Below are 18,802 nucleotides of genomic sequence, written 5' to 3'. Positions count from 1 at the left end.
CAGAGGGGTTTGCGGCCGAATAGGCGCGCGTGCCTGATCGTCATGGATGCGGGCGCGGACGCGGCCGGTCCCTCGCGCGATCGGCGCTGCTCCGGAAAACACGAGAAGAACGCCGGTTCCCTTCTGGGTGTCCGGCCGGGGAAGCGATGCGGCAGATGACGGAAGGCGTGAGCCTGCTCTCAGGCGAAAACGGTAAGGCGGCGGGCAGCGACCGGCGTGCCTCCTTCGCTTTGCCGGGCCTTGTGCTGGCCGGCGGCGCGCTCGTCGCCGCGACGATCTCGCTGTTCATCCTGCTCGGGCTGACGCCGATCAAGCCGGAAGCCAATGTCGTCATCGCCTCGGCGGCGATCAACGCGGTCTTCATCGTCGGCCTGGTGTTCCTGATCGGCCGCGAGATCCTGCGGCTCCTGCGCGCGCGCAGCCGCGGCCGCGCCGCCGCGCGCCTGCATGTGCGCATCGTCGCGCTGTTCTCCATCGTCGCGATCACGCCCGCGGTGCTCGTCGCCATCTTCGCCTCCATCACGCTCGATGTCGGCCTTGACCGCTGGTTCTCCATCCGCACCCAGTCGATCGTCAGTTCCTCGCTCAACGTGGCGCAGGCCTACGTGCTGGAGAATGCGAGCTACCTGCAGGGCCAGACGGCCTCCATGGCGAACGACCTCGACCGCAACCGCCAGCTCTACAGCCTCGACCGCACCGGTTTCATCGATCTGATGACGCGCCAGGCGCGCGGCCGCGGCATGCTCGGCGCCTTCCTGCTGCGCGCCGACGGTTCGACGATCCTGCAGGCGAACATCCAGATCGAAAACGAGCTGCCGGCCGTGCCGGAGGATGCCCTGAAGGCCTCCGCCGCCGGCCAGCCGACGCTGATCCCGCCGGGCGGCACCAATCTCGTCGGCGCCATCATCAAGCTCGACAACATCCCGGAAGCGTTCCTCTACACGATCCGCACCGTCGATCCCGAGGTCATGCGCTCCATGCGGTTGATGGAGGAGAACACGGCGGAATACCGCGCGCTGGAGGCCGGGCGCACGACCCTGCAGATCGCCTTCGGCGTGCTCTATCTCGGCTTTGCCCTCATCGTGCTGCTCGCTGCGATCTGGACGGCGATTGCCGTCGCCGACCGTATCGTGCGGCCGATCCGCCAGCTGATCGGCGCCGCCGACAGCGTCGCCTCGGGCAACCTCGACGTCAGCGTGCCGGTGCGCACGGTCGATGGCGACGTCGGCAACCTCTCGCGCACCTTCAACAAGATGATCGCGGAAATTCGCGCGCAGCAGGAGCAGATCCTCGACGCGAAGGACGAGGTCGACCATCGCCGTCGTTTCATCGAGGCGGTGCTCTCGGGCGTCACGGCCGCCGTTATCGGCGTCGAGGAGGACGGCCGCGTGACCATCGCCAATCTTTCGGCCGAGATCCTGCTCGGGCGCAACGCCAGTGAGCTGATCGGCAAGCCGCTGACCGAGGTGGCGCCGGAGATCGCGGCGGTGCTGGCCGAGGGCTCCACCCGCCACCGCAACAATTACCGCAAGCAGGTCAACATCATGCACGGCGGCAAGGAGCGGACGCTGAACGTGCAGGTGACGCGCGAGGAGGCGAAGGATGCGAAGGAATCCTATGTCGTCACCATCGACGACATCACCGACCTCGTCATCGCCCAGCGCTCCACCGCCTGGGCGGACGTGGCGCGGCGCATCGCGCACGAGATCAAGAACCCGCTGACGCCGATCCAGCTTTCCGCGGAGCGCATCCGGCGCCGCTACGGCAAGCAGATCGACCCGGAGGACCGCGCCGTCTTCGACCAGTGTACGGACACGATCGTGCGCCAGGTCGAGGATATCGGCCGCATGGTCGACGAGTTCTCCGCCTTCGCGCGCATGCCGAAGCCGACGAAGGAGCGCTCGGACCTGCGCAGCATCCTGAAGGACGCGGTCTTCCTGCGCGAGATGGGCAATACCCATGTCGTCTTCCGCAAGGATCTCGGCGAAGTGCCGCTCGAAGGGCTGTTCGACGCACGCATGCTCGGCCAGGCCTTCGGCAACATCATCAAGAATGCAGTGGAGGCCATCGAGGCGCTGCCGCCGGAGGTGACGCGCGAGGAGCGCAGGATCCTCGTCCGGGCGACACCCGACGACGCAGGACGGCGGTTCGTCGTTGATGTCATTGACAACGGCAAGGGTTTGCCGACGGAGAACCGGCACCGGATCCTCGAACCCTACATGACGATGCGCGAGAAGGGCACGGGGCTCGGCCTCGCCATCGTGAAGAAGATCATCGAAGACCACGGCGGACAGCTGGAACTGCATGATGCCCCCGCGGATTTCGACAACGGCCACGGGGCGATGATCCGCGTGATCCTGCCCTACGAGGAAACGGTGGTGGCCGTCGATGCGGACAAGAAGAACAGGGAAGTGAGCCATGGCGTCTGATATTCTTGTGGTGGACGACGAGGAGGACATCCGCGAGATCGTCTCCGGCATCCTCTCGGACGAGGGGCACGAGACGCGCACCGCCTATGACAGCGACAGCGCGCTCGCCGCGATCAACGATCGCATGCCGCGCCTCGTCTTCCTCGACATCTGGATGCAGGGCAGCAAGCTCGACGGGCTGGCGCTGCTCGACGAGATCAAGAGCCGCCATCCGGACCTGCCGGTCGTGATGATCTCCGGCCACGGCAATATCGAGACGGCCGTCTCGGCCATCCGCCGCGGCGCCTATGACTTCATCGAGAAGCCGTTCAAGGCGGATCGGCTGATCCTCATCGCCGAGCGGGCGCTGGAGAATTCCAAGCTGCGCCGCGAGGTGACGGAACTGAAGAAGCGCTCCGGCGATCCGGTGGAGCTGATCGGCACCTCGGTCGCCGTCTCGCAGCTGCGCCAGAACATCGAGAAGGTTTCGCCGACCAACAGCCGCATCATGATCCTCGGCCCCTCCGGCTCCGGCAAGGAGCTGGTCGCGCGCATGATCCACCGCAAGTCGAGCCGCGCCAACGGGCCGTTCGTCGTCTTGAACGCGGCGGCGATCACGCCGGAGCGCATGGAGATCGCGCTGTTCGGCACGGAGGGAACGCCCGGCCAGCCGCGCAAGACCGGGGCGCTCGAAGAGGCGCATGGCGGCATCCTCTATCTCGACGAGATCGGCGAGATGCCGCGCGAGACGCAGAACAAGATCCTGCGCGTGCTGGTCGACCAGCAGTTCGAGCGCGTCGGCGGCTCCAAGCGGGTGAAGGTGGACGTGCGCATCATCTCCTCCACCGCCTACAATCTCGAGAGCCTGATCGCCGAGGGCGGTTTTCGCGAGGACCTCTATCACCGCCTCGCCGTCGTGCCCGTGCGCGTGCCGCCGCTCGCCGAGCGGCGCGAAGACATCCCCTTCCTCGTCGACATGTTCATGCGCCAGATCAGCGAGCAGGCGGGCATCCGCTCGCGCAAGATCGGCGATGACGCGCTCGCGGTGCTGCAGGCGCATGACTGGCCGGGCAATATCCGGCAGCTGCGCAACAATATCGAGCGGCTGATGATTCTCGCCCGCAGCGACGGCCCGGACACGCCGATCACCGCCGACATGCTGCCGACGGAAGTGGGCGACATGCTGCCGAAGATCTCCACGCAGGGCGACCAGCACATCATGACGCTGCCGCTGCGCGAGGCGCGCGAAATGTTCGAGCGGGACTATCTCATCGCCCAGATCAACCGCTTCGGCGGCAACATTTCCCGCACGGCCGAATTCGTCGGCATGGAGCGCTCGGCGCTCCATCGCAAACTGAAGTCGCTTGGCGTATAAGGCCCTCGGGAACTTGAGGGATTCTTGGGCATGAAGGTCATTATCTGCGGCGCCGGACGCGTCGGCTACGGTATCGCGGAGCGGCTCTCGCAGGAGGGCAACGACGTTTCGGTGATCGACACGCAGCCCTCCTTGATCGCCGCCATAACCGACACGCTCGATGTCAGCGGCATCGTCGGCCACGGCGCGCATCCGGAGGTGCTGGCCAAGGCCGGCGCGGACCAGGCGGACATGCTGATCGCCGTCACGCTGTTCGACGAGGTCAACATGGTCGCCTGCCAGGTGGCCCATTCGCTGTTCAACGTGCCGACCAAGATCGCCCGCATCCGCTCGCAGAACTATCTCGCGCCGGAATATTCCGACCTCTTCTCCCGCGAGAACATGCCGATCGACGTCACCATCTCGCCGGAGGTGGAGGTGGGCAAGATGGTGCTGAGGCGCATCTCCTTCCCGGGTGCGACGGACGTCGTGCGCTTTGCCGACGACCGCATCGTCATGGTGGCGATCGAATGCATGGAGGACTGCCCGGTCGTCGAGACGCCGCTGAAGCAGCTCAGCGAGCTCTTCCCCGACCTCAACGCCACCGTCACCGGCATCTTCTCCAACGGCAAGCTCTTCGTGCCGAATTCCACCGACCAGCTGCATTCCGGCGACCTTGCCTATGTGGTCTGCGACAAGGGGCACGTCCGGCGCACGCTGGCGCTGTTCGGCCACGAGGAGCAGGAGGCGGCGCGCATCGTCATCGCCGGCGGCGGCAATATCGGCTATTTCGTCGCCAGGGCGATCGAGGATTACCAGGCGAAGACGCGGCTGAAGATCATCGAGAGCGATCGCGAGCGGGCCGTCGCGATCGCCGACAAGCTGCGCAATGCGGTCGTGCTGCACGGTTCGGCGCTCGACCAGAAGATGCTGCTCCAGGCGGATATCCAGGATGCGGACCTGATCGTCGCGCTGACCAACAATGACCAGATCAACATTCTCGGCAGCGTGATGGCCAAGCGCCTCGGCTGCAAGCAGAACCTGGTGCTGATCAACGATCCGATGTACCAGGATTTCACCAAGACGCTCGGCATCGACGCGCATATCAATCCGCGGGCGGTGACGATCTCCGGCATCCTGCAGCACGTCCGCAAGGGCCGCATCCGCTCGGTCTATGCGGTGCAGAAAGGATCTGCCGAGGTGATCGAGGCCGAAGCGCTGGAGACCTCGCCGCTCGTCGGCAGGCCGCTGCGCGAGATCGAGTTGCCGCCCGGCATCCGCATCGGCGCGATCTATCGCGACAATGCGGTGATCCGGCCGGACGGCAGCACGAAGATCAAGGCGAGGGACCGCGTCGTGTTGTTCGCCGCCGCGGTGGCCGTGCGCCATGTCGAACAGCTCTTCCGCGTCAGCATCCAGTATTTCTGAGCGGGTCTGCATCCGCAAACCTGAAAATAGGAACCCCCATGCCGCGCATCGCCTATGTCAACGGCCGTTATGTCCGCCATGCCGATGCGGCGGTGCATATCCTGGATCGCGGTTTCGTCTTTGCCGATGCGGTCTATGAGGTCTGCCAGGTCCAGCAGGGCTATATCGTCGATCTGTCGCGTCATCTCGACCGGCTCGACCGGTCGCTTGCGGAAATCCGCATCCGCCCGCCGATGCCGCGCGCGGCGCTGATCGGTATCCTGCGGCAGGTGCTGCGCCGCAACCTCGTGACCAACGGCCTGGTCTATCTTCAGGTGACGCGCGGCGTTGCGAAGCGGGACCATGTCTTTCCCTCGCCGGAAGTGCGCCCGACGCTGGTCGTCACGGCGAAAAGCCTCACCCCGGCTGTGAACGCCGCCCGATATGCCTCGGGCGTCCGCGCCGCCACGGTCGCCGACAACCGCTGGGGGCGGGTGGACATCAAGACCGTGGGCCTGCTGCCGAACGTGCTGGCCCGCCAGCAGGCGAAGGAGGCCGGCGCGCAGGAGGCGATTTTTGTGGATGCGGAGGGCAATGTCACGGAGGGCGGCGCGACGAATCTCTGGATCGTCGACCGGGCGGGAACGCTCGTCACGCGGCCGGCCGATCATGGCATCCTCAACGGCATTACCCGCACGACGCTGATGGATGTCGCCGCAGCGCTCGGGCTTGCCGTCGAGGAACGCCGGTTTTCCGTGGCGGAGATGCTGGAGGCGCGGGAAGTGTTCGTGACCGGGGCGACGACGATCTGCCTGCCGGTCGTTTCGATCGACGGCCACACGATCGCCAACGGGCATCCCGGCATGACGGCACAGAAAATCCGCGAGGGCTTTTTCGCCGTTGCGGAGAAGACCGCGATTTGATACCAAAATTGACGGTCCGCCACGTCGTGTCGGGCGTGGGGACATTTTATTTTAGTCAACCGGTCTCAAGGGCCGGCAATCAGAAAGAAGCGGCGCGATGGCGGAACGTTCTCAGAACCTGCAGGATCTTTTTCTTAATACCGTTCGCAAGCAAAAGATTTCCCTGACGATCTTTCTCATCAACGGGGTCAAGCTGACCGGGGTTGTCACTTCTTTCGACAACTTCTGTGTGCTGCTCCGCCGCGACGGTCACTCGCAGCTCGTGTACAAGCATGCGATCTCGACCATCATGCCCGGCCAGCCGCTGCAGATGTTCGAGACCGAGGAAAGCGGCTCCTGACAGGACCCAAGATCATTAAGAAATCCGATAAAGCCAAGGATTCCATCGTTCCGGAGGCTGAAAAGCACCGGGACGATATGCGCGCCGTCGTCATCGTGCCGGTGCTGAAGGCCGCGCGCGGAAAACCCGATCCCACGGTGACCACGCGGTCCGACGAGGCGCGGCTGGAAGAGGCCGTGGGCCTTGCGCGCGCCATCGACCTCACCGTCGCCCATTCGGCCATCGTGCCCGTCAGCCAGCCGAAGCCCGGCACGCTGCTCGGCACCGGCAAGATCGGGGAGATCAAGGCGGCGCTCGACGAACACGATGCCGGCCTCGTCATCGTCGATCATCCGCTGACGCCGGTGCAGCAGCGCAACCTCGAAAAGGAGTGGGGCGCCAAGGTCATCGACCGCACGGGCCTCATCCTCGAAATCTTCGGCCGGCGCGCCTCCACCAAGGAAGGCACGCTGCAGGTCGAGCTCGCCCATCTCAACTACCAGAAGGGCCGGCTGGTCCGCAGCTGGACCCACCTCGAGCGCCAGCGCGGCGGCGCCGGCTTCATGGGCGGCCCGGGCGAAACGCAGATCGAAGCCGACCGCCGGCTCCTGCAGGACAAGATCGTCAAGCTGGAGCGCGAGCTGGAGCAGGTGCGCCGCACCCGCCAGCTGCACCGCTCCAAGCGCAAGAAGGTGCCGCATCCGATCGTCGCGCTCGTCGGCTATACGAATGCCGGCAAGTCGACGCTGTTCAACCGCATCACCGGGGCGGGGGTTCTGGCCGAGGACATGCTCTTCGCCACGCTCGACCCGACGCTGCGCCGCATGAAGCTGCCGCAGGGCCGCACCGTCATCCTGTCCGATACGGTGGGCTTCATCTCGGACCTGCCGACCCACCTCGTCGCCGCCTTCCGCGCGACGCTGGAAGAGGTGCTGGAGGCGGACCTGATCCTCCATGTGCGCGACATGTCGGACCCTGACAACGGCGCGCAGTCCTCGGACGTTCTGCGCATTCTCGCCGATCTCGGCATCGACGAGAAGGACGGCGCCGAGCGCATCCTCGAGGTCTGGAACAAGATCGACCGGCTGGAGCCCGAAGCGCGCGCGGCGCTGGTGCAGAAGGCCGAGGGCCAGCCGAACGTCATCGCCGTCTCCGCCATTTCCGGCGAGGGCGTCGACAGGCTGCTTTCCGAGATCAACCAGCGGCTTTCCGGCGTGCTGGTCGACCGCGACGTCATTCTGCCGGTCACGCAGCTGCAGCTTCTGCCCTGGGTCTACGACCATTCGATCGTCGACGGACGCGAGGACCTGGAAGACGGCACCGTGCGGCTGGACCTGCGGCTGACCGAAACGGAAGCCGCCGAACTCGACCGCCGGCTCGGCATCGGCGGCAAGAGAGTGGTCGAGGACTGGGAGCGCTGAAGGCGCCGGGAGTCTCGCCCCTCATCCGCCTGCCGGCACCTTCTCCCCGCAGGCGGGGCGAAGGGGGTGCCGTGCCGGTTTCCCGAAAACTGAAGCGTCTCGGATGAAGGGAAGGCCTTTCGTCTTGCCCCTTCTCCCTGCTTGCGGGGAGAAGGTCGCGGCAGCGGGATGAGGGGCTTTGGAACCCTTTACGTCTCCAACTGCCGCTCGATCCGCTTCGCCGCCTGCCAAAGCGCTTCCATCCGCTCCAGCGTCGCCGCTTCGAGGCTTTCGCCATTCGCCGCAAGGCTGTCCTCGATATGCGAGAAGCGGTTGCGGAACTTCGTGTTCGTGCCGCGCAGGGCCATTTCCGGATCGGTGCCGACATGGCGGCCGATATTGACCAGCGCGAAGATGAGGTCGCCGAGTTCGTCGGCGACGGCCTTCTGGTCGTCGTTGCGCAGCGCCTCGCGCAGCTCGCCGACCTCCTCCTCGATCTTGTCGAGGATCGGCGCCGGCTCGGACCAGTCGAAGCCCACCTTGGCGGCGCGTTCCTGGAGCTTCAGCGCCTCGACGAGGGCCGGGAAGGAGCGCTGCACGGAGCCGAGATGGCCGCGGAGCGGATCCTCCGGCAAGCCGCGCCGGGCGCGGCGCTCCCTGCGCTCGCGCTTTTCCGCCTGCTTGATCGCATCCCATTGCAGCTTCACCGCCTCGGGCGTTTCCGCATCCGAGCCGGCGAAGACATGCGGATGGCGGCGGATCATCTTGCGCGTGACGGCTTCGACCACGTTGCCGAAGTCGAATTCGCCGCGCTCCTGCGCCATGCGGGCATGGAAGACCACCTGGAGGAGGAGGTCGCCCAGCTCCTCGCACAGGTCGTCCATGTCGTTGCGCTCGATGGCGTCGGCGACCTCGTAGGCCTCCTCGATCGTGTAGGGCTTGATCGTCTCGAAGGTCTGGACGACGTCCCAGGGGCAGCCGGTCTCGGGCTGGCGCAGGGCCGCCATGATCTCGATCAGGCGTTCGATGTCGCGGCTCGGTTCCATCGCGGTTCTCAGTTGAGCGGGATGTTGTTGCCGGTCTTGCCGGACTGGTAGGCGTCCGACAGGTCGTCATAGGCGGCGCGGATCCTCGCGTCCTGCGCCTTCAATGCCGCCTTCGCGGGCTCGTCGGACGTGGCGATCAGATCGGCGATGGCGGCGGAGTGCCAGAAGGCGTTCGTCCTGGCATAGCCGCCGGGATCGAGCCGGAAGACCTCCTTGAGGATGCGCAGATCGTGCGGGATCGCAAAACTGTCGCGCGAATCCTCATGGCTGAACAAATAGTAAAAATTGTCGAAGCCGGCCCAGGTGATGGCCGAAAGGCACATGGAGCAGGGCTCGTGCGTGGAGAGGAAGACGTAGTCCCTGGTATCCGGCTTCTCGATGCGCTCGTAGAGGCGTTTCAGCGTGTGCACCTCGCCATGCCAGAGCGGGTTTTCCATCTCGTTGTTCGTTTCGGCGATGACCAGCGACAGATCGGATTTTTGCAGGATCGCGGCGCCGAAAACCTTGTTGCCAGTGGCAACGCCTTCAGCGGTCAGCGGCAGGATATCGGTTTCGATGACGTCGAGGAGGCGCTTTGCAAGGGCGGACTGGTCCATGATGGGAATCCCCGTTGGCGTGAGAATGCCTCCTTAGCGGTCGCCGCGGTGGACAGGCAAGGGCGGCCGGTGACTTATGCTCAAAATGCGGGAGGTGCGAGCAAAACAATACGCGCCCCCGGAGCCATTGGAATTTCTGTTTCTTTTGTTCCTGGCTATTATTCGCGATAGTGCGCACACTTCAACCGGACCACACCATGACCGCAGCAAACCAGAAGCTTTCGACATTCCCGGCGTTCTTCCGCGTCAGCGGCCGGACGGTCGTTGTCGTGGGCGCGGGCGACGAGGCTTTCGCCAAGGCCCGGCTGCTGTTCAACACGGATGCCCGGATCGTCGTGCTCGCCGAGGCGCCGGAGGCCGATTTCGCCCGCTTCATCACGGACAAGGGGCTGGAGCTGGTGCGCGCGCCCTTCTCCAGCGATGCGATCGCCGATGCGGCGCTCGTCTTCGCCGCGACGGGGGATGCCGCCGCCGACCGTGCGATCTCCGCCGCGGCCCGGGCGCTGCGCATTCCGGTCAATGCCGTCGACCAGCCGGACCATTGCGATTTCTTCACGCCGGCGCTCGTCAACCGCGCGCCCGTCGCCGTCGCCATCGGCACGGAGGGCGCAGGCCCCGTCCTGGCGCAGATGATCCGCGCGCAGGTCGACCAGATCCTTTCGCCCTCGCTCGGCCGGCTCGCCAGCCTTGCAAACGGCTACCGCGAGGCCGTCGATCGCCTCCTGCCGCGCGGCGTGACGCGCCGCGTCTTCTGGCGCTGCTTCTTCCAGGGCGCGGTGGCCGACGCCGTCAACAATGGCGATATCGATCTCGCGCACCGCACCGCCGATTCGCTTCTCACTTCGCAGGGCCGCGCCGCCGGCCATGTCTGGCTGGTCGGCGCCGGCCCGGGCGCGGAAGATCTCCTGACGCTACGCGCCCAGCGCGTGATGATGGAAGCCGACGTCATCGTCTTTGATGCGCTCGTGCCGCAGGCCATCGTCGACATGGGGCGCCGCGATGCAGAGCGCCTTTCCGTCGGCAAGCGCAAGGGCTGTCACTCCAAGTCGCAGGAAGAGATCAACGACCTCATCGTCGAACTCGGCAAGGCGGGAAAGCGCGTCGTGCGCCTGAAATCCGGCGATCCGCTGGTCTACGGTCGCGCTGGCGAGGAAATGGCGGCGCTCCGCCAGGCGGGCGTCACCTACGAGGTCGTGCCCGGCATCACCTCCGCCTTCGCCGCGGCCGCCGATTTCGAACTGCCGCTGACGCTGCGCGGCGTCGCCTCCTCGCTCGTCTTCACGACGGGGCACGACCTGACGGGCTCGGTCCTGCCGGATTGGGCGCGGCTTGCGATCTCCGGCGCCACCGTCGCCGTCTATATGGGCCGCACGGTCGCGGCTTCCGTCGCCGCCCGGCTGATGGAGGCGGGCCTGCCGGCCGAGACGACCGTCGCCGTCGTGGAGAATGCCAGCCGGCGGGAAAAGCGGCTGCTGCATGGCACCCTGAAGGACCTGCCGGGCCTCGAGCATCGCGACGAACTGACCGGTCCCGTCATGGTGATCATCGGCGATGCCGTCGCCGGCGCCAATTTCGAACATTCCGAACCGCTCGCCGTCCGCGAGCCGGTCCGAACCACAGCAGCATTGGGAGCATGACATGGCCGACAAGGTTCTGACAGCCAACCGCCTTTCCGACGGCATTTCCGTCTGGCTGGATGCGGGCGGCAACTGGAACGAACAGCTCCAGGCCGCCTTCGTCGCGCGCCACAAGGAGGCCGTCGATGCGCTGGAGGCGACCGGCAAGCAGGCTTTCGCCGACAACAAGGTGGTTGACGTGAACGTCGTCGACGTCGAAGAGGTGGATGGCGTGCTGCGGCCGCTGCGCATGCGCGAGCGCATCCGCGCCGCCGGCCCGACCATTGCCTATGCCGCCGGTTATGCCGGCCTGACTGCGACGGCCGCACCGGCCGCCTGAGGAACGCTTATGTATCGCTACGACGAATTCGATCACGCCTTTGTTTCCAGCCGGGTGGAGCAGTTCCGCGATCAGGTCGGCCGCCGCCTCTCCGGCGAGCTGGCCGAGGATGCCTTCAAGCCGCTGCGCCTGATGAACGGCGTCTATCTGCAGCTTCACGCCTACATGCTGCGCGTTGCGATCCCGTACGGCACGCTGAATGCGCGCCAGATGCGCATGCTCGCCTATATCGCCCGCAAGTACGACCGCGGCTACGGCCATTTCACCACGCGCCAGAACATCCAGTACAACTGGCCGAAGCTGTCGGAACTGCCGGATGCGCTCGCCGATCTCGCGACGGTCGAGATGCATGCGCTGCAGACTTCGGGCAACTGCATTCGCAACGTCACGGCCGACCACTTCGCCGGCGCTGCGGCCGATGAGGTCGCCGATCCGCGTCCCTATGCGGAAATCCTGCGCCAGTGGTCCTCCGTGCATCCGGAGTTCTCCTTCCTGCCGCGCAAGTTCAAGATCGCCGTCACCGGCGCCGAGCGTGACCGCGCGGCGATCCAGGTGCACGACATCGGCCTGCACCTGAAGAAGAACGACAACGGCGAGATCGGCTTTGCCGTCTATGTCGGCGGCGGGCAGGGCCGTACGCCGATGGTCGCCAAGAAGATCCGCGACTTCCTGCCGGAAGAGGATCTGCTCTCCTATACGACCGCGATCATGCGCGTGTACAACCTGCACGGCCGGCGCGACAACAAGTACAAGGCGCGCATCAAGATCCTCGTTCACGAGACGGGCGCGGAGGAACTGGCGCGGCAGGTGGAAGTGGAGTTCGCCGAACTGAAGAACACCGAGCTGAAGCTGCCGGAGAAGGATATCGCCGCCATCACCGCCTATTTCGCGCCGCCGGCGCTTGCCTCCCGCGCCGAGGGCTGGGCGAGCCTTGCGCAGTGGAAGAAGGCCGATGCCGACTTTGCCCGCTGGGTGCAGCACAATGTGCATCCGCACAAGCATCCCGATTATGCCAGCGTGACGATCTCGCTGAAGCCGATCGGCGGCATTCCGGGCGATGCGACGGACGCGCAGATGGAGGCGGTCGCCGATATCGCGGAGGAATACGCCTTCGACGAGATCCGCGTCAGCCACGAGCAGAACCTCATCCTGCCGCATGTGGCGCTGGCCGATCTGGAGCCGATCTATCGCGGCCTTGTCGCCGCCGGGCTCGAAACCGCCAATGCCGGCCTCATCACGGATATCATCGCCTGTCCGGGGCTGGACTACTGCGCGCTGGCCAATGCCCGCTCGATCCCGGTCGCGCAGGAGATCTCCGCCCGCTTCGGCTCGGCCGAGCGCCAGGCCGAGATCGGCGAGCTGAAGATCAAGATCTCTGGCTGCATCAACGCCTGCGGCCACCACCATGTCGGCCATATCGGCCTGCTCGGGGTGGAGAAGAAGGGCGAGGAGCTTTACCAGATCACCCTCGGCGGCTCAGGCGACGAGAACACGTCGATCGGCGAGATCATCGGGCGCGGCTTCGAGCCGGAGAAGGTGACGGATGCGATCGAGGTGATCGTCGATACCTATCTCGGCCTCCGCCTCGATCCCTCCGAGACCTTCCTGACGGCCTATCGCCGCGTCGGGCCGCAGCCGTTCAAGGATGCGCTCTACGGCGACAAGACCGCCGCGGCAGCCTGAGGAGACCGGTGATGACGAAAATCTGGAACGAAACCGGCTTCGTGACCGACGATCCCTGGGTGATCGAAAGCGAGGAGACCAAGGCGGGCTCGAACGAGAAGGCGATCCTCGGCCTCGGCGATTTCCTTGCCAAGGTCTCCGAGACCGACGAGACCGGCCTCGGCGTGCTGATCAACCCGGCGGACGACGTGCGCAGGCTCGAAGGCCATCTCGACCGCATCGCGCTGGTGGCGGTCGCCTTCCCGGCCTTCAGCGACGGGCGGGCCTTCAGCCATGCCTCGCTGCTGCGCGCGCGCCTCGGCTTCAAGGGCGAGGTGAGGGCGGTCGGCGACGTGCTGATCGACCAGATCCCGCTGATGCTGCGCTGTGGCATCGACAGCTTCGCCGTCACCAATGCGACGGCGCTGAAGCGGCTTGCGGAAAACCGCCTGCCGGGCATCGACAACCACTACCAGCCGACCGCGCGTCCTTCGGAGGATGTCGGTTCCTACAGCTGGCGCCGGCGGGCTTGAGGGCGGGAGCCGGCCGGCGAATAGCCGCAATTTCATGGCAGGTTTGCGCAAGATCAACGCCGGGCGGCCGGCCTTGCGCAAAATCGGCGCGAACGGCAAACTATTGCGCGGCCAATCAGCGCATTGGAACGGAATACCTTCCTTTGCCGCTCAACATGTAATATCTGCCTATCGTCAAATTTTCTCGACGCGAAGCCAGGACCGATCCCGAAATGAACGCACCTGCCAAGACCGAAGATTTTGTCGCTTCCGCAATCCCCGCCGGCGTTTTCGCCGAGACGGTGACGAGCGTGCAGCACTATACGGATCGCCTGTTCCGCTTCCGCATGACGCGTCCGGAAAGCTTCCGCTTCCGCTCGGGCGAGTTCGCGATGATCGGCCTGATGGTCGGCGACAAGCCCGTCTACCGCGCCTATTCGATCGCCAGCCCCTCCTGGGACGAGGAACTGGAGTTCTTCTCGATCAAGGTGCCGGACGGTCCGCTGACCTCCCATCTCCAGCAGATCAAGCCGGGCGACACGGTGCTGATGCGCAAGAAGCCGACCGGCACGCTGGTGCTCGACGCGCTGACGCCGGGCAAGCGGCTCTACATGTTCTCGACCGGCACGGGCATCGCGCCCTTCGCCAGCCTGATGCGCGATCCGGAAACCTACGAGAAGTTCGACGAGGTCATCCTGACGCATACCTGCCGCGAGGTCGCCGAGCTGAAATACGGCTTCGACCTCGTCGAGGAGATCCGCAACCACGAGTTCCTTTCGGAAGTCGTCGGCAACAAGCTGCGCCACTATGCGACCGTGACGCGCGAGGACTATCCGTTTCAGGGCCGCATCACCGACCTCATCCGCAACGGCAAGATGTTCTCCGATCTCGGCGTGCCGCATTTCGACCCGGCGGTCGACCGCGGCATGATCTGCGGCTCGTCGGCGATGCTGAAGGAAACCAAGGCTTTGCTGGAAGAGGCGGGCCTCATCGAGGGCGCCAACAACAAGCCCGGCGAATTCGTCATCGAGCGCGCCTTCGTCGACTGAGCGAACGGTTCCTTGAGGATTGACGGGGCGGCTTTCGGGCCGCCCTTTTCGTTTCAGCCGGTGAGATCGTCGATGAGGGTCGCCATGGCCGTGGCGGCGGCCGGGCCGTCGGCATTGCGGATGGCGCGGATCACCTTCACATGCAGGTCCACCGAGCGGTCCATCTGCCGGTTGTCGGCGCGCGCGAACCAGAGGCGGCGGGCATGGGTCTGCAGCGGGGCGACGGCGGCCGTCAGGAAGCGGTTGGGGCAGGCCGCCTCCATGATCTCGTCGAACGCCTTGTCGGCGGCAAGGAAGCCTTCCATGTCGGAATGGATCGAGCAGGCGGTCATCGCCTGCGCGCAGGCGACGAGCTCGCTGCGATGCGCCTCGCCGGCATGGCGGGCGACGAGATCGGCGGCAAGCGGTTCGAGCTGGCGTCGCGTCGCCATCACCTCGGCATGGTCCTCGGGCCTGATCGCCGTGATCTGCAGGCCGGCCCGCGGGCGCACGGCGATCAGGCCCTGCCATTCCAGCTTCTGGATCGCCTCGCGCACCGGCGTGCGGCCGTGGCCGGCAAGCGCGATGAGCTGGCGTTCCGTGACGAGCGAACCGGGCTTCAGCTTGAGCGTGACGATCAGCCCTTCGAGGGCGAGATAGGCGAGGTGGGCTTGCGAGGCCGCGCTGTCCGTCATGTCGGGTTCCCTGTTGATATATCACATCGTGGCATGCGCCCAAACAGATGTCCATTGTTCTGATATATCAGATGCAGCCTTACGACGTGGCACGAAAAAAGGCCGGAACCCGGGTTCCGGCCTGTGCTGCGCTCGGATTCTTGCTGGAAATCAGAGCAGGAAGTCGCGGGCGTCGAGATCCTTCAGCTTGAAGTCGTCGAGGATCAGGATGTCGGTGGCCGAGAGCTTGATATGCACGTCGTCGCCGACCTGCGAAGCCTTGCCGAGCACGGTGTCGATCTTGGAGAAGTTGTAGGAGCGCAGGTCGATATCGTCGACATTGTCCTTGAAGTCGGTGATCGTGTCGCGGCCGTAGCCCTTCTTGAAGACGAAGTCGTCCTGGCCCGCGCCGCCGGTGAGCACGTCGTTGCCCTTGCCGCCGTCGAGCTTGTCGTTGCCGAGCATGCCGTAGAGCTTGTCGTTGCCGGCATTGCCCTGCAGCGTGTTGTTCGCCTGGTTGCCGCGCAGCACGTCATTGCCGCTGCCGCCCTTGGCGTTCTCGATCAGCGAGCGCTGATCCCCCTTGAACAGGAGGGCGTTGAAGATGTTGCCGCGGGCATAGGCATCGCTTTCGAAATTCAGCAGGGCGAGCTGGGTATCGCTGAATTTCGAATGCTGGCCGGGGCGGAGGTCGACGCTGACGCCGGTCTTGTAGGCGGAGAGGTCGTAGGTGTCCTTGCCGCCGCCGTCCCAGATGGTGGCGAAGATGCGGTTGCCGCCGGCATCGATGGCGACCTTGCCATTGACGAGCGTGTCGCCGCTGCCGGGCTTCCACTTGTAGACCGTGTTGCCGGAATTGGTCGAGAAGTCGGCGCCGTACATGCGTTGCAGGGCGGCGATGTCGGCCATCATGTAGGTCTGGGCATAGTCGAACTCGCCGTTCCTGTAGCCATCGGCCGGGCCGCCGACATTGGAACGGTAGGTCATGATGGAATATTCCATCGAATCCTTGCTGGCGGGCAGGGCGGGGAAACCGTCGTCCGCCTCATGGCCGTGCTTGAGGCCGAGCGCATGGCCGATCTCGTGCAGCATGGTCGCCCAGGAATAGTTGCCGGCGACGGGCGAGCGGTAGTCGAACGAGCGGCCGAACCAGAGGTCGCCGTCGCCGTCGGTCGTGCCGGGATAGTAGGCCCAGGCCGTGCTCGGGTCGTTCGATTCGGCAAAGCGCAGGTTGGAGCTCGTCGCGCTTCCCTGCGAAATGGAGAGGCGGGTGAACCCTTCGACCGAAAAGCCGTTGTTCGCCGCGTTGCCGAAGCTCGCATCCAGTGCGAAGCGGGCAGCCGATTGCTGCATCGAGGATATCGTGCCGAAGCCGTTGTCACGTTCGCCTGCATAGGTGTAGGCGGAGGAAGAGGTCGGAAACGCATAGGTCACCGAGCCCGACCAGGCATTTCCCGACAGAACGCCGTCAATCATCGTTATGCCGGTCTTGCCGATCGTCTTGGTGGTCTTGCCGATACCTGTCATGTCGCATTCTCCTGCTATGCTGGATGTCGTGGGGCGTGCCTTGGATAGACCGCAATTCGGGTCGATTCTGTGAACCCTTGAAACATGCACGCTTCCCGTGGTGAGATGGAAGCCCCGTAGCACAGGACGGATAATTACCGAATGGTATTCGACCGGAGGTTAAAATTGCTATCGAAGATATCTATTGTGGCGAGCACCTGTCTTGTCCTGGCGGCGGCTGGCGAAGCGCCCGCGGGCACGGGCGGCATCATGGCGAAACCCTCCGATCCGGAAAAGGCCGTACAGGCGGAATATGAAAATCTGAAGTCGAAGGGCACGCGCGAGGCGCTGGAACTGTTCATCGCGCGCCATCCGGACCACCCGCTCGCCGACCGGGCGCGTGACGAGCTCAAGCGGTTCGCCAAGTAGCCGGGCCGGCGATAGGGAACGCATTGCAGGGCGCCGGACGGCGCCCTTTTCGTATCCGTGCCCGGCCTGCGGCGCCGCGCTCCCCGCCGTCCCGAGACATTTCCCGTTCCTAAAAAACCATCCCGAATAAAGCCGTGCGCCCGCCCGTCGATAGGAGGAATGCGGTTGACGAACGTCATGGGCCTTGCCAGCATGCCTTGGATTTCGGACCGGACCAGTTGAATTTGTGGGGGCATACGTTGACTGCGGGTTCCATCGTCGCAACACTTTTGATCATTTTTGCCGGCTTGCTGGCCGTGCCGGCCGTCAGCCATACCAATGCCGGAACCACATTCTCCCTGATGGCCTCCTCCATGGCCTTCGTCGCCATGGGCATTGCGCAGTTCATGGCGACGCGTCCGCCCTTCATCGAGAAGCTGTTCGGCGGGCTCGACCGCATCTACCAGTTCCACCGCAAGATCGGCATCGCGGTGCTCTGTCTTATCCTCGTGCACTATTTCGTGGCGCCGGATTTCCAGGGCCTGTCGGTGACGAGCGGCCTCAACGTGCTCGCCAGGACGGCGGGCGAATGGGCCTTCTACGGCTTCGTCTTCCTGCTCGTCCTCAGCCTGGTGAAGGTGATCCCGAAGACGCGCTTCCAGATTCCCTACCAGTACTGGCGCATCACGCACCGCTTCATCGGCCTGCTCTTCGTGCTCGTCGCCTTCCACCAGATGTTCATCAAGCGTCCCTATGACGGCACGGTGCTGCTGGCGGTCTATCTCAACCTCTTCGCCGCGCTCGGGATCCTCAGCTACGCCTATACCCAGCTCCTGCCCTGGCTGCGCACGCGAAGATACGAGGTGGTGAATGTCGAGCGCCATGACGGGGCGACGATCATCTCGGCGAAACCGACGGGCCGCAAGCTCAGGGCCATGCCCGGCCAGTTCGGTTTCTTCCGCGTCAACAAGCCGGGCCTGCGCGAGCCGCATCCCTTCACCATCGCCGGTATCGAGGACGACGGCTCGGTGCGCTTCGCCATCAAGCCGCTCGGCGACTACACCAAGGCGCTGCGCGAGGCGGTGGCGGTCGGCGATGCGCTGACGCTGGAGGGCGGCTACGGGCATTTCAACCACAGGCGCGGCGGCAAGAAGCAGATCTGGCTTGCCGGCGGCATCGGCGTCACGCCGTTCCTCGCCATGGCGAGCCGGCTGAAGGGCGACGAGGGGCAGGACATCCACATGGTCTACTGTGTGCGCGACGGGGCCGAGGCGATCGGCCTCGACACGTTCCGGGCGCAGGCGGAAAAGCTCGAGAACTTCAACTTCGTGCTGCACAATTCTGCGACGGACGGGCGTTTCGACGCGACCAAGCTCGTCTCCGGCACCAGCATGAACCCGGCCGAGGCCGACCTGTGGTTCTGCGGTCCGCCGCCGCTCAGGCTGGCGATCGAAAAAGGATTGAGAGAACTCGGCAAGGCGCCGCGCCGTGTCGAGTTCGAGCGTTTCGAGTTTCGGTAGGACAGTTTCCAGGGAAACTGCAAGGCGGTTTCTCATCCGGAATTGTGTCTCAAGGATTGCATTTCCAGCCGGTGCGCCGGCTC

Annotated in this window: 17 protein-coding genes; 13 read left to right on the top strand and 4 right to left on the bottom strand. The window is 65.1% G+C overall.

All coding sequences use genetic code 11. From position 1 onward, the window contains the following. Nucleotides 1–155: 155 nt before the first annotated feature. The 6 genes from AABQ55_RS15235 (at nucleotide 156) to hflX (ending at nucleotide 7,832) form a co-directional block, all read left to right on the top strand. Nucleotides 156–2,429: a sensor histidine kinase NtrY-like gene (locus AABQ55_RS15235; protein ID WP_244765335.1), complete on the top strand. Its 2,274-nt coding sequence runs from the start codon at nucleotides 156–158 to the stop codon at nucleotides 2,427–2,429. Further along, a complete protein-coding gene (ntrX, locus tag AABQ55_RS15230; RefSeq protein WP_272805606.1) occupies nucleotides 2,419–3,783 on the top strand; it encodes a nitrogen assimilation response regulator NtrX in 1,365 nt (454 codons plus the stop codon). The genes AABQ55_RS15235 and ntrX overlap by 11 nt, the downstream gene beginning before the upstream one ends. Nucleotides 3,784–3,813: 30 nt before the next feature. Next, nucleotides 3,814–5,190 carry a Trk system potassium transporter TrkA gene (trkA, locus tag AABQ55_RS15225; protein WP_244765337.1) on the top strand — a complete coding sequence of 459 codons (1,377 nt, stop codon included), beginning with the start codon at nucleotides 3,814–3,816 and terminating at the stop codon, nucleotides 5,188–5,190. A 38-nt stretch (nucleotides 5,191–5,228) separates the two neighbouring features. Continuing rightward, nucleotides 5,229–6,092 (top strand): D-amino-acid transaminase, encoded by an 864-nt coding sequence (locus AABQ55_RS15220; protein ID WP_272805605.1) that lies wholly within the window; start codon nucleotides 5,229–5,231, stop codon nucleotides 6,090–6,092. Nucleotides 6,093–6,189: 97 nt separating this feature from the next. Next, nucleotides 6,190–6,432: an RNA chaperone Hfq gene (hfq, locus tag AABQ55_RS15215; RefSeq protein WP_023514954.1), complete on the top strand. Its 243-nt coding sequence runs from the start codon at nucleotides 6,190–6,192 to the stop codon at nucleotides 6,430–6,432. Between the two features lie 77 nt (nucleotides 6,433–6,509). After that, nucleotides 6,510–7,832, top strand: coding sequence for a GTPase HflX (gene hflX / locus AABQ55_RS15210; RefSeq protein ID WP_272805604.1), 1,323 nt, complete (start codon nucleotides 6,510–6,512; stop codon nucleotides 7,830–7,832). A 188-nt stretch (nucleotides 7,833–8,020) separates the two neighbouring features. On the opposite strand, the gene mazG is transcribed toward hflX, so the two are convergent. Continuing rightward, on the bottom strand, nucleotides 8,021–8,857 hold the full coding sequence (gene mazG, locus AABQ55_RS15205) for a nucleoside triphosphate pyrophosphohydrolase (RefSeq protein WP_272805603.1): 837 nt from the start codon (nucleotides 8,855–8,857) through the stop codon (nucleotides 8,021–8,023). A gap of 8 nt (nucleotides 8,858–8,865) precedes the next feature. Beyond that, the gene (locus AABQ55_RS15200) at nucleotides 8,866–9,453 is read right to left on the bottom strand and encodes a nucleoside deaminase (RefSeq protein WP_244765341.1); all 588 of its coding nucleotides are present in this window, start codon (nucleotides 9,451–9,453) and stop codon (nucleotides 8,866–8,868) included. 197 nt (nucleotides 9,454–9,650) lie between these two features. Here AABQ55_RS15200 and cysG point away from each other — a divergent pair, with 197 nt between their 5' ends. From cysG to AABQ55_RS15175, 5 genes are all read left to right on the top strand, one after another. Further along, the gene (gene cysG / locus AABQ55_RS15195) at nucleotides 9,651–11,090 is read left to right on the top strand and encodes a siroheme synthase CysG (protein WP_272805602.1); all 1,440 of its coding nucleotides are present in this window, start codon (nucleotides 9,651–9,653) and stop codon (nucleotides 11,088–11,090) included. Nucleotide 11,091: 1 nt separating this feature from the next. After that, nucleotides 11,092–11,409, top strand: a complete 318-nt coding sequence (locus tag AABQ55_RS15190; protein WP_272805601.1) for a DUF2849 domain-containing protein — start codon at nucleotides 11,092–11,094, stop codon at nucleotides 11,407–11,409. Nucleotides 11,410–11,418: 9 nt separating this feature from the next. Beyond that, nucleotides 11,419–13,092 (top strand): nitrite/sulfite reductase, encoded by a 1,674-nt coding sequence (locus tag AABQ55_RS15185; protein WP_272805600.1) that lies wholly within the window; start codon nucleotides 11,419–11,421, stop codon nucleotides 13,090–13,092. Nucleotides 13,093–13,103: 11 nt separating this feature from the next. Then, nucleotides 13,104–13,604, top strand: coding sequence for a DUF934 domain-containing protein (locus AABQ55_RS15180; RefSeq protein WP_244765345.1), 501 nt, complete (start codon nucleotides 13,104–13,106; stop codon nucleotides 13,602–13,604). A 212-nt stretch (nucleotides 13,605–13,816) separates the two neighbouring features. Then, on the top strand, nucleotides 13,817–14,632 hold the full coding sequence (locus AABQ55_RS15175) for a ferredoxin--NADP reductase (RefSeq protein ID WP_272805599.1): 816 nt from the start codon (nucleotides 13,817–13,819) through the stop codon (nucleotides 14,630–14,632). Between the two features lie 53 nt (nucleotides 14,633–14,685). Here AABQ55_RS15175 and AABQ55_RS15170 read toward each other — a convergent pair whose 3' ends face one another. Together AABQ55_RS15170 and AABQ55_RS15165 are read right to left on the bottom strand one after the other, a co-directional pair. Beyond that, entirely contained in the window at nucleotides 14,686–15,306 is a 621-nt protein-coding gene (locus AABQ55_RS15170; RefSeq protein WP_272805598.1) for a GntR family transcriptional regulator, read from the bottom strand. Nucleotides 15,307–15,456: 150 nt separating this feature from the next. Next, nucleotides 15,457–16,812, bottom strand: a complete 1,356-nt coding sequence (locus tag AABQ55_RS15165; protein WP_272805597.1) for a M10 family metallopeptidase — start codon at nucleotides 16,810–16,812, stop codon at nucleotides 15,457–15,459. 186 nt (nucleotides 16,813–16,998) lie between these two features. Here AABQ55_RS15165 and AABQ55_RS15160 point away from each other — a divergent pair, with 186 nt between their 5' ends. Both AABQ55_RS15160 and AABQ55_RS15155 read left to right on the top strand, forming a co-directional pair. Further along, complete coding sequence (locus AABQ55_RS15160; protein ID WP_244765349.1) at nucleotides 16,999–17,220, top strand: hypothetical protein; 222 nt, start codon at nucleotides 16,999–17,001, stop codon at nucleotides 17,218–17,220. Nucleotides 17,221–17,459: 239 nt separating this feature from the next. After that, a complete protein-coding gene (locus AABQ55_RS15155) occupies nucleotides 17,460–18,719 on the top strand; it encodes a ferredoxin reductase family protein (RefSeq protein WP_244765350.1) in 1,260 nt (419 codons plus the stop codon). The last annotated feature ends 83 nt before the right edge of the window (nucleotides 18,720–18,802 follow it).

The sequence above is a fragment of the Shinella sp. WSD5-1 genome (genome assembly GCF_963942435.1).
Classification (GTDB): domain Bacteria; phylum Pseudomonadota; class Alphaproteobacteria; order Rhizobiales; family Rhizobiaceae; genus Shinella; species Shinella yambaruensis.
Note: the sequence above shows the minus strand (reverse complement) of the source record. Positions and strands in the feature narration are given on the sequence as shown.